General features: G+C 73.1%; 8 protein-coding genes. 2 read left to right on the plus strand and 6 right to left on the minus strand.

Translation table 11 applies throughout. From position 1 onward, the window contains the following. Window positions 1–204: 204 nt before the first annotated feature. Window positions 205–1,467, plus strand: a complete 1,263-nt coding sequence (locus E1289_RS33470; RefSeq protein WP_165970714.1) for a PQQ-binding-like beta-propeller repeat protein — start codon at window positions 205–207, stop codon at window positions 1,465–1,467. A 31-nt stretch (window positions 1,468–1,498) separates the two neighbouring features. Here the strand turns inward: E1289_RS33470 and E1289_RS33475 are convergent, their stop codons facing one another. After that, the gene (locus E1289_RS33475) at window positions 1,499–3,205 is read right to left on the minus strand and encodes a proline--tRNA ligase (protein ID WP_131987475.1); all 1,707 of its coding nucleotides are present in this window, start codon (window positions 3,203–3,205) and stop codon (window positions 1,499–1,501) included. A gap of 78 nt (window positions 3,206–3,283) precedes the next feature. Between E1289_RS33475 and proS the strand changes: the two genes are divergently transcribed. Further along, the gene (proS, locus tag E1289_RS33480) at window positions 3,284–4,732 is read left to right on the plus strand and encodes a proline--tRNA ligase (protein WP_243713316.1); all 1,449 of its coding nucleotides are present in this window, start codon (window positions 3,284–3,286) and stop codon (window positions 4,730–4,732) included. Between the two features lie 27 nt (window positions 4,733–4,759). Here the strand turns inward: proS and E1289_RS33485 are convergent, their stop codons facing one another. The 5 genes from E1289_RS33485 to E1289_RS33510 form a co-directional block, all read right to left on the minus strand. After that, a complete protein-coding gene (locus tag E1289_RS33485; RefSeq protein ID WP_131987477.1) occupies window positions 4,760–5,275 on the minus strand; it encodes a DUF6328 family protein in 516 nt (171 codons plus the stop codon). 64 nt (window positions 5,276–5,339) lie between these two features. Further along, on the minus strand, window positions 5,340–7,514 hold the full coding sequence (locus E1289_RS33490; RefSeq protein ID WP_243713317.1) for a SpoIIE family protein phosphatase: 2,175 nt from the start codon (window positions 7,512–7,514) through the stop codon (window positions 5,340–5,342). Between the two features lie 154 nt (window positions 7,515–7,668). Further along, on the minus strand, window positions 7,669–8,514 hold the full coding sequence (locus tag E1289_RS33500; protein ID WP_243713318.1) for an ANTAR domain-containing protein: 846 nt from the start codon (window positions 8,512–8,514) through the stop codon (window positions 7,669–7,671). Between the two features lie 254 nt (window positions 8,515–8,768). After that, on the minus strand, window positions 8,769–9,191 hold the full coding sequence (locus E1289_RS33505) for a CBS domain-containing protein (RefSeq protein WP_131987479.1): 423 nt from the start codon (window positions 9,189–9,191) through the stop codon (window positions 8,769–8,771). Between the two features lie 115 nt (window positions 9,192–9,306). After that, window positions 9,307–9,675, minus strand: a complete 369-nt coding sequence (locus tag E1289_RS33510; protein WP_131987481.1) for an SSI family serine proteinase inhibitor — start codon at window positions 9,673–9,675, stop codon at window positions 9,307–9,309. Window positions 9,676–9,816 lie beyond the last annotated feature (141 nt).

Genomic DNA, 9,816 nt, shown 5'->3' on the forward strand with positions numbered 1-9,816 from the left:
CCCCCGACGAAACCCGCCGCCCCCGTGACAACCACCCGCACGGCGGGAACTTTATACGCCCGGGCACATCTTGGACAGCACGGATTCTGGCCACCACCAGCCACGACCCCGACCCGCCGCCGTCTTTCCGGCATGATCGGCATGATCGAAATGATCGGAAAGAGCCCGAGACATCCGGGAGGCACGCGGTTGCGGAGTCCGCTCATGTCCACTCGCCCCTGGCGGCCGGCGTCCCTGCTCGCCGCGCTGGCGCTCCTGCCGGCGGCCGCCGCGTGCGGCGCCGACCGCGACGACGCGCTGTGGAGTCTCGACGGCCGGACGGTCAGCGGCGGCGGCCACCTGCGCCCGACGACCTGGGCGACCGGCTCGACCCTGGCGGTCACCCGCCCCCGGGAGGTGACGGGGTACGACGCCGCCACCGGCGAGCCGCGATGGGCGGTACCGCTGCCCGGCGGGGTGTGCACGGCCTCGGCCCGGCCCGCGGGCGGCCGGGTCGCCGTCCAGTTCGGGCGGGGCGAGTTCGGCTGCGAACGGATCGCCGTCCTCGATCTGCGGAACGGCACGAAGCTGTGGGAGCGGCCGATCACCGGGGAACGGCACCGGCGCGGCCAGGTCGTGATCGCCGGGGACACGGTCGTCGTGGACTGGCTCTACGGCACCGCCGCCTTCCACCTGGCGGACGGACGGCCGCGCTGGACCACCGACAGCCAGAGCGCGGACTGCGCGATCCAGGGCATGGCGGGCGGCCCCGCGCTCGTGGCCGGGCGGTCCTGCGACGCCGACAAGGGCCGGGTCGGCGGCGTGCACGGGATCGACCCGCGGACCGGCCGGTACCTGTGGACCTACGACGCGCCCCCGGGATACGTGGTCGACGGGATGCTGTCGAGCAGCCCGGTCGTCCTGGGGCTCCGCCTCGACGGCCGGCGCGAGCGCGCGTGGCGGGTCGCGGTCCTGAACCCGTCCGGAGCGCAGACCGCGAACTTCGACATCCAAGGCACGGTGCGGTGCTCCGTCGACAGCGAGGACCCGACCCGCTGCGAGCACGCCGTCGTGACCGAGGACACCCTGTACGTCAGATCGGGCGCCGGGCCGAAGCGGGGACGGCGGTTCGCGCCGATCGTCGCCTTCGACCTCGCCACCGGCCGTGTCCGCTGGGGCACCGACAACCCGGACGGCAACCACCTGTTCCCGGTCGCGATGGACGGCGGCCGCCTCATCGCCGCCCAGCCCGGGGCCTTCGCCAAGGGCAGGGGCAAGCCGCCCCGCCTCGTGTCGGTCGACCCCGCCACCGGCAAGACCACGATCATGTGGGGCCTCACCCGCAAGGCCGACTTCCCCCTGCGCAGCGGCTCCTACCGCCAGTACGCCGGGGGCCGGTTCTTCCTGACCAAGCACCTCATTACGGGAAAGGAAGAGGTGGCACTGCACGCCTACGGCCCCGACGGCCCCGACGACCGCGGCGAGTGAGGCGGACCCCGCCCGTGCGGAGCTCGCGCTCTCAGCGGCCGACGAGCGAGCGGACGTGCGCGACGACGGCGTCCAGCGGCACCTTCTCCGTCTCGCCGGTGGCGCGGGTGGTCACTTCGGCGGCGCCCTCGGCCAGCCCGCGGCGGCCCACGGTCACCCGGAACGGGATGCCCGTCAGTTCGGCGTCGCGGAACTTCACCCCGGCGCGCTCGGCGCGGTCGTCGATCACCACGTCGACACCCGCGCCCCTCAGCGACGTGTAGACGTCCTCGGCGGCCTTGGCGACGTCGGCGTCGTCGGACTGGGCGACGACCACGGTGGCCTGGAAGGGCGCGACGGCCAGGGGCCAGACGATGCCGCGGTCGTCGTTGTGGATCTCGACGATCGCGGCCATCGCGCGCTCGACGCCGATGCCGTAACTGCCCATGACCACCGGGACGCGCCGGCCGTCCGGGTCCAGGACCTCGACGCCGAGCGCGCGGGCGTAGCGGTCGCCGAGCTTGAAGATGTGGCCGACCTCGATGGCCCGCTGGATCTCCAGGGCCTCGCCGCAGCGGACGCAGCGCTGCCCCGCCTCGACCTCCCGCAGGTCCGCCCACTTGCCGACCTCGATGTCGCGCTCGACGTCGACGCCGCGCAGGTGGACGTCGTCGGTGTTCGCGCCCGTGAACATGTCGCGGCGCCCCCGCAGCGCCTCGTCCGCGATCACGGGGATGGGCGCGGGCAGGAACGCGTCGACCGCGCCGAGGCTGCCCGGCAGCGCGCCCAGCGCGTCCTGGATCTCGGCCGGGTCGGCGGCGCGGATGCCGGTGGCGCCGGTCGCGTCCACGAGCTTCTGCTCGTTGAGCGGGTGGTCGCCGCGCAGCAGGACGAGGGTCAGCGTGCCGTCCAGCACGTAGACGAGCGTCTTGATCTGCCGGTCGTCCGGCGCGTCGTACGCGCGGAGGTCCTCGATGGTGCGGACGCCCGGCGTGTCGAACCGCTCCGGCGCGGCCGGCCCCGGCCCGTCGGACGCGGCGGGGAGCACGGCGGTCGCCCGCTCGATGTTGGCGGCGTAGCCGCAGGCCGGGCAGTGGACGACGAGGTCCTCGCCGACGTCGGCGGGGCACATGAACTCGGTCGAGTCCGAGCCGCCCATGGTCCCGCTGGACGCCTCGCACGCGAGCGCGGGCAAGCCGAGCCGGGCGAAGATCCGGGTGTAGGCGCCGTGGTAGGCGTCGAACGACGCGTCCAGGCCGGAGGGGTCCAGGTCGAAGCTGTAGGCGTCCTTCATGGTGAACTCGCGGGTCCGCATGAGGCCGCCCTTGGGGCGCGGCTCGTCCCGGAACTTGGTCTGGAACTGGTACCACTGCTGCGGGAGCCGCCGGTAGGAGTTCAGCTCGCGGGCGACGGTCGCGAAGATCTCCTCGTGCGTCATGCCGAGGGCGTGCTCGGCGCCGCGCCGGTCGCGGAGCCGGAACATCTCCTGGCCCATCAGGTCCCAGCGTCCCGAGCGCTGCCACGGCTCCGCCGGGTGCAGGGCGGGCAGCAGCATCTCCTGCGCGCCGATCGCGTCCATCTCCGCGCGGATGATCTCGATGATCCGCGCCCGGACCCGGACGGCCAGCGGCAGCAGCGAGTAGTGGCCCGCGGTGAGCTGCCGGACGTACCCCGCCCGGAGCAGCAGCCGGTGGCTCGGCGCGTCCGCCTCGGCGGGGTCGTCGCGGAGCGTGGGCACGAACATCTGGGACCAGCGCATCCCGCGAGCGTAGCGAAGGGGGCCGGCGCGACGGGGAAGCGTCCGTGCGGTGCGCCGCGAGTCAGTACCCTGAATGCCGTGAGTCGAGAAGGTGTGACGCCGCAGAGCGAGGATTTCTCCGCCTGGTACAACGAGGTGGTCGTTCAGGCCCAGCTCGTCGACCGGGGGCCGGTGCGCGGCACGATGGTCATCCGGCCGTACGGCTACCGGATGTGGGAGCTGCTCCAGGCCGACCTGGACGGGCGCATCAAGGACGCGGGGCACGACAACGCGTGCTTCCCGATGTTCATCCCGGAGTCCTACCTGCGGCGCGAGGCCGAGCACGTCGAGGGCTTCTCGCCGGAGCTGGCCGTCGTGACCCACGCGGGCGGCAAGGACCTGGAGGAGCCGCTGGTCGTGCGGCCGACGTCCGAGACGGTCATCGGCGAGTACATGGCCAAGTGGATCGACTCCCACCGCGACCTGCCGCTGCTGCTGAACCAGTGGGCGAACGTCGTCCGCTGGGAGATGCGGCCGAGGATGTTCCTGCGGACGACCGAGTTCCTCTGGCAGGAGGGCCACACCGCCCACGCCGACGAGGACGACGCGATGCGCGAGACGATGTGGGCCCTGGGCGCCTACACCGACCTCGCCCGCGACCTGGCGGCGATGCCGGTCGTCCCGGGGGAGAAGACGCCCGGTGAGCGGTTCGCCGGCGCCGTCCGCACCTACACGATCGAGGGCATGATGCGCGACGGCCGCGCCCTCCAGGCCGGGACGTCGCACTACCTCGGCACCAACTTCGCCAAGGCGTTCGAGATCCAGTACCAGGACGAGGCGGGCGCCCTGACGCTCGCGCACACGACGTCCTGGGGGATGAGCACCCGCATGATCGGCGGCGTGATCATGACGCACGGGGACGACAAGGGCCTCGTGCTGCCGCCGCGGCTCGCGCCGTACCAGGTCGTGATCGTCCCGATCGGGCGCAAGGAGCAGGGCGAACTGGCCGCGGCGGAGGCCCGCCGGCTGGGCGCGGCGCTCAAGGCGGCGGGCGTCCGCGTGCACGTGGACGACAACCGCCCGCAGCTCTCGCCGGGCTTCAAGTTCAACGAGTGGGAGATGCGCGGCGTCCCCGTCCGCATCGAGCTGGGCAAGCGCGACATCGACGGCGGTGTCGCGACAGTCGTGCGTCGGCTGCCTACGGTCGAGGGCCAGGGCAAGGAGCAGATTCCGCTGGAGAAGGTGGCGGAGCTGCTGCCCGGGATGCTCGACGAGTTCCAGGCGTTCCTGCTGCGGCGGGCCGAGGCGTTCCGCGAGGAGAACACCGCCGCGGTGGACGGCTGGGACGCGTTCGCCGCGCAGGTCGCGTCCGGCTGGGCCCGCGCGTTCCACTGCGGGGACACCGCCTGCGAGGACGACATCAAGGCCGAGACCGCCGCGACGCCCCGGGTCATCGTGTCCGACGCGCCCGAGGAGACCGGCGACTGCGTGAAGTGCGGCCGGCCGTCCGCCTACGGCAAGCGGGTCGTTTTCGGCCGCGCCTACTGAGCCGGGACGACGCGGCGGGGCGGCCGGTCAGGAGGCCCTCGGCCGCTTCGGCCGCTTCGGCCGGCTCGCCTTCAGCCGGGTCAGGTACGGCTGGACGAACCACACGTAGGCGCACAGCAGCAGCAGGATCACCGCGGTGAGGATCGTCCAGCCCGCCTCCCTCGAAACCGCCTGGACGATCAGCGTGGTCGACGCGGTCATCGACGCCATCAGGGCCAGCGCGCCGATGATCCCGAACATGTTGGCGCGGCGGATCAGCAGCGGCTTCTGCCCCAGCCGGAACAGGATCCGGTGGTGGAACACCGGCGCGATGAAGCAGATCGAGGCGAACGCCGCCCCGAACAGCGCGATGTAGAACAGCGTCGTCCCCGGCCCCTCGACCTTCTCGAAATGGGTGGAGAACGGCACGATCAGCAGGAACGCGAACAGCACCTGCACGCCGGTGACGGCGACGCGGAACCCCTGGAGCAACTCGACGAACTGCCGGTCGAGGCGCTCGTGCTCGGTCTCGTTGCGGGGCTTGTCGGCGGGGTCCGTGGTCATGGAAGCCACTTACCCCAGCAAAACGTTCGTCAGTCCATCAGCTCGGGCATCACTGGCATCGTGTCTAGTCCAGCGACGCCGGCTCCACCCGCAGCGCGAGCATCGAGACGTCGTCGCGCAGGTCGCTGTCGCAGTAGTGGAGCAGCGCCTCCTCCACCGCGTCGAGCATGCCCGCCGGCGTGTCGCCCGCGTGCCCGGCGAGGGCCTCCAGCAGGCGTTCCTGGCCGAACTCCTGCCGCAGCATGTTGCACGCCTCCAGCACGCCGTCGGAGTGCAGGATGAGGGTGTCGCCGACACCGAGCTCGATCGTGTCCTGGCCGGCCTCGAAGTCCTCGAACAGGCCGAGCGGGACGCCGCCGCGGGACGCCGACCGGATCACCCCGTCGGCGCGCACGACGAGCGCGGGCGGATGCCCCGCGGTGCCCAGCGACACGATGACCCGCTCGGTCTCCACCGTCAGCCCGGCCATCACGGCGGTGACGAACCGGTCCTCGTCCATCAGCGCCTCGTTCACGATGCCGAGGACGTCCCCCGGGTCGGCCTTCCACCGGGCCGCCAGCCGCGCGCAGTGCCGGGCCGCCGCGGTCACGGCCGCCGCGTCCTCGCCCTTGCCGCACACGTCGCCGAGGATCAGGCCCCAGCCGTTCTCGGTGCGGAACACGTCGTAGAAGTCGCCGCCGACCTCCGAGCCGTGCGTCGCCGTCAGGTACTTCGCGGCCACGCTCACGCCGGGGATGGCGGGCAGCGCCTTCGGCAGCAGCCCCGCCTGGAGCGTATCGGCGACCTCGGCGCGGCGCCGGTAGAGCCGCGCCGCCCGGATCACCAGGGCCAGGTAGCGGCCGAGCCGCTGGACGACCCCGAGGTCCATGAGGTCGAACGGGCCGTACTCGCCGCTCGCCGCCAGGGTGATCGTCCCGATGGCGTGGTCGCCGTCCTCGATCGGGACGCTCAGCACCGAGGTCACGCCGATCTTGCCGCAGAGGGGCTGGCCGTCCGGGCACACGCCGAGCACGTCCAGGTTCTCCAGGTGCGGCCGCAGCGCGCTCTGCCGGGTGACGAAGACGGTGTGGGGAAGGGTGCCCTGGACGGGCTCCACCTCTTCCAGCATCCGCGCGGCCTCGACGGAACGCTCGTCCTCCGGGCCCATCACCACCTGGCGGCGCAGCGCAGGCGGTGCGCCCGCGGAATGCGCGCCGCCCTGCGGGGGCGACCCGGGGCCGCCGTTCCCGCCGGTCAGGTCGATGAACGCCCAGTCGGCCAGTTCGGCGGCCAGCAGCCGGGCGCACCGCCGGATGGCCACGGTCTCGTTGAACACCGGTTCGTCGAGCAGCAGCTCGCTGGCCGTGGCGAGGACGTCCATCCGGTGGACGATCGTGGCGATCGCCTCGTCGTCCGGCTGGGTGGCGTGGGTGCTTCTCGCGTGCGCGGGTTCCTCGCGCGCGGGCACGTCCGGCGCGGGCGCGGTGCCGGTGGAGACCGTCTGGGCCGATGTGGTCCGGGCCGACGCCCCCTGGGCGGACACCGCCTGGGCCGCCGCCGTCCGGCCCGAGGCGCCCCGGGCCGACGCGGTCCGAGCCGCCCCGGCCGGGGACGGGGCGGGCGCGGCGCGGCCGGCCGCCGACCGCCTGGGCTTCGCCTGCCCCGGGGACGGGTCCGTGTCACCGGCCGGTGCGTTCGCCGGCCCGGCGGCCGCCACGACCATCGGGTCGGGCTCGCCGCGGATCCACACGCGGGCCAGCGTCACCGTGGCGTCGATCGGGTGGTCGCGGCCGAGGAACCGGACCTTGACCGGGTGGCGCCGTCCGGTCCGGACGACCGCGGCGATCTGCGACCGCACCGCCGCGCGGGTCGCCATGTCGCAGAAGGCCGTGAACTGCTTGCCCGACACGTAGCCGGCGGGCGTGCCGAGCAGGGCGGCGGCCTGCCGGTTGACGCGGCGGACGGTCGTGTTCCGGTCGAGGAGGAACAGCGGCACCGGGGCGTCCTGGAAGACGGTGCGCAGCACCCGCCGCTCGTTCTCGGCCGCGGCCGCTCCGCCCTGCTCGCCGGTGTGCTCGGTGCCCGCGCTCCGCAGCACCGTCAGCGCCAGCTCCAGCTCGACCAGGGCCGCGTCCAGGGTGGCGCGCAGGTCGGGCTGCGGCACACCGGCGGCCTGGCGCAGCTCACCGATGCGCCCCTCGAGGTCCGAGATCTCCCGCTGCAGGGTCTCGGGTTCGAGCTGGTCGGGCTGATCGTGCATCTGGTCTCCCTCTCGTCCGCGTCGCACGATGGAAGCGGGTCGGGCCGGGCTGTGACCGGCCTGACCGCGGTGTCGGCGCCGCGCCGCCGGGCCGTGGTCGCACCCGGCTGAGCGCAGCCTATGCGCCTCACCCCCATGCGCCTAGATCCATGACCTAGGGAAGCCCCTGACCACCGACGATACGCTGGGCGAGTGCGGTGAGCTTCACGTGGCGGGTCTGTGAGATGCGGCGCATCTCCGCGAAGGCCGTGTCGGCGTCGCAGCCCAGCGCGTGCATGAGGATCCCCTTCGCCTGGTCGACGATGGCGCGGGCCTCGACCGCCTCCTGCAGCTGGATGGCGGTCCGGTGGACGTCGTCGTACTGCCGGGTGTTGCTGACGGCGGCACTGCCCTGGGCCATGAGCAGCGACGCGAGGCCGTGCTGGGCGGGGCCGAGCGACTTCGGCGTCACCCCGTACAGGGTGAGCGTGACCAGGACGGGCGGGTTCAGGTGCGGCGTCGTGGTGAAGCAGCGCACCCCGCGGCGCAGCATGTCGGCCATCGCCTCGGGCCAGCGGGTCTCGGCGAGGATGTCGTCGGACGTCTGCGGCCGGCGGTCCAGCACGGCGTCGAAGACCGGCCCGCGGCCGCGGACCAGCTGCCGCTCGACGATCTCGGCGAGGTCGGGATGGCTGGCGGCGGCGGCCAGCGGTTCCGGCCGGAACTCCTCGGGTACCGCGATGCCGGACGGCGCGCTCTCGGGGCTCCGGTCCTGCCGGGGGACGCGCGGCAGGTCCTCGGCGTCGTCCGCCGGGAGGCCGAGCGCGGCGCCCGGGTCGTTCGCGGGCTCGGCGGGAAGGGCCCACCGCACGCTCGAAGCTCCCGCGCATCCGGGCACGGCGCGCGAGGCGAGGTCGGTCACCCGGTGGAGGGTGCCGATGTCGGAGGACTCGCCGACCATGCCCAGCCGGGCGATCTCCAACGCGAGCTGGTCCGTCAGGACGGTTTCGGTGGGCGTCACCCCTCCGAGATTATCCTGCGTTCCGAGTTCCGGGGTCGGCGGCGCCTGGCCCGCTCCCCGTCCGTGATGTCCCCGGTTCATACTGTGTTTCCCGTGGTGGGGCGGCTGCCGGTGTGCGCCGGGCGCGGCGCATCGGCGGGCTTGGTCGTGGGGCGGTTCGGGTGTCGTGTCGGGGGCTGTGGTTCATGGTCTTGGGGGCTGTCGTTCATGGCCTATGGGCGGGGCCGGGGGACCGGGCCGCCCGGTTCGGGGGTTCAGTTGTTCGGGGGCGCCTTGCTGATCTCCGGAAGGGGGCCGCCGTCGCCGTTGGCCACGGCCAGGTCGCCGATGCAGACGATCCCGACCGGCCGGTGCTGGGCGTCCACGACGGGGAGGCGCCGGACCGCCCGCTCGCACATCAGCCGGGCCGCGGTCCCGGTGTCGTCGTCGGGGCCGACGGTGGTCAGTTCGGCGGTGCAGACGTCGCCGAGCGGGGTGAGCGACGTGTCGCGGCTCTCGGCGACCGCGCGGACCACGATGTCACGGTCGGTGACGACGCCGCAGAGGCGTCCCGCGTAGGTGACCAGCACGTCCCCGATTCCTCGGTCCCGCATGATGCGGGCGGCCTCGTACAGCGTCGCGTCCAGCGGCAGCGTCTCCGGAGCCGCCGTCATCACGTCGCTGACCCTGGGTGGCATCGCGCGCACATCCTTCCGAATACTGCCGGGCGGCTCGCGTAAACATGTGTGCGCGCCTTACCCATGGTTGGCGCTCCTATGCGGACTGTTTTCCACAACGGGCCCTGGGCTGCCGTCAGAAGGCGAAAACCGATCCGGTGTGCGAACGCATGACGCAGTCGTTGCCGTACTCGACCCGGAAGCGGACGGGCTTGCCGCGCCATCGTCCGGCCGCCCGGGCGACTACGGGGGAGTGGACCGCCGTGCACATCCGGCCGTCCGGACCGTGGCCGGGCTCGCCGCCGGATCCGCTCAGCTCCGAGCACGCCCGCGCCGCCCCGGGGTGGCTGCCGCCCGGCGGATCGCAACGCAGCGTGACGCTCCGCGACGTGCCCCGGTCCGGGTGGTCGAGGGTGAGCCGGAGGGACGTCGCCGACTCCGGCGAGGCGGCCGGCATGAGCGCGACCACCGCGCCCACGATGACGCTGGTGGCGAGGTTCGGCATCGATACTCCGGGAATCGAGGGCGGTCGGACACCGATATTCGCTCAGAGTAGTGCCATCATGACGGGCTGTATTGAAAATGGGTGATCCCGCAGTCACGGGGCGACTGCGGGATCACCCATTTTCAATACAGCCCGTCATGA

This window comes from Actinomadura sp. 6K520, assembly GCF_004349245.1.
Classification (GTDB): domain Bacteria; phylum Actinomycetota; class Actinomycetes; order Streptosporangiales; family Streptosporangiaceae; genus Spirillospora.

Excerpts from the sequence above, each read along its gene's own strand:
- E1289_RS33490 (WP_243713317.1), bottom strand. The coding sequence starts at position 7,514 with ATGCACGATCAGCCCGACCAGCTCGAACCCGAGACCCTGCAGCGGGAG.
- E1289_RS33470 (WP_165970714.1), top strand. The coding sequence starts at position 205 with ATGTCCACTCGCCCCTGGCGGCCGGCGTCCCTGCTCGCCGCGCTGGCG.
- E1289_RS33485 (WP_131987477.1), bottom strand. The coding sequence starts at position 5,275 with ATGACCACGGACCCCGCCGACAAGCCCCGCAACGAGACCGAGCACGAG.
- E1289_RS33505 (WP_131987479.1), bottom strand. The coding sequence starts at position 9,191 with ATGCCACCCAGGGTCAGCGACGTGATGACGGCGGCTCCGGAGACGCTG.
- E1289_RS33510 (WP_131987481.1), bottom strand. The coding sequence starts at position 9,675 with ATGCCGAACCTCGCCACCAGCGTCATCGTGGGCGCGGTGGTCGCGCTC.
- E1289_RS33475 (WP_131987475.1), bottom strand. The coding sequence starts at position 3,205 with ATGCGCTGGTCCCAGATGTTCGTGCCCACGCTCCGCGACGACCCCGCC.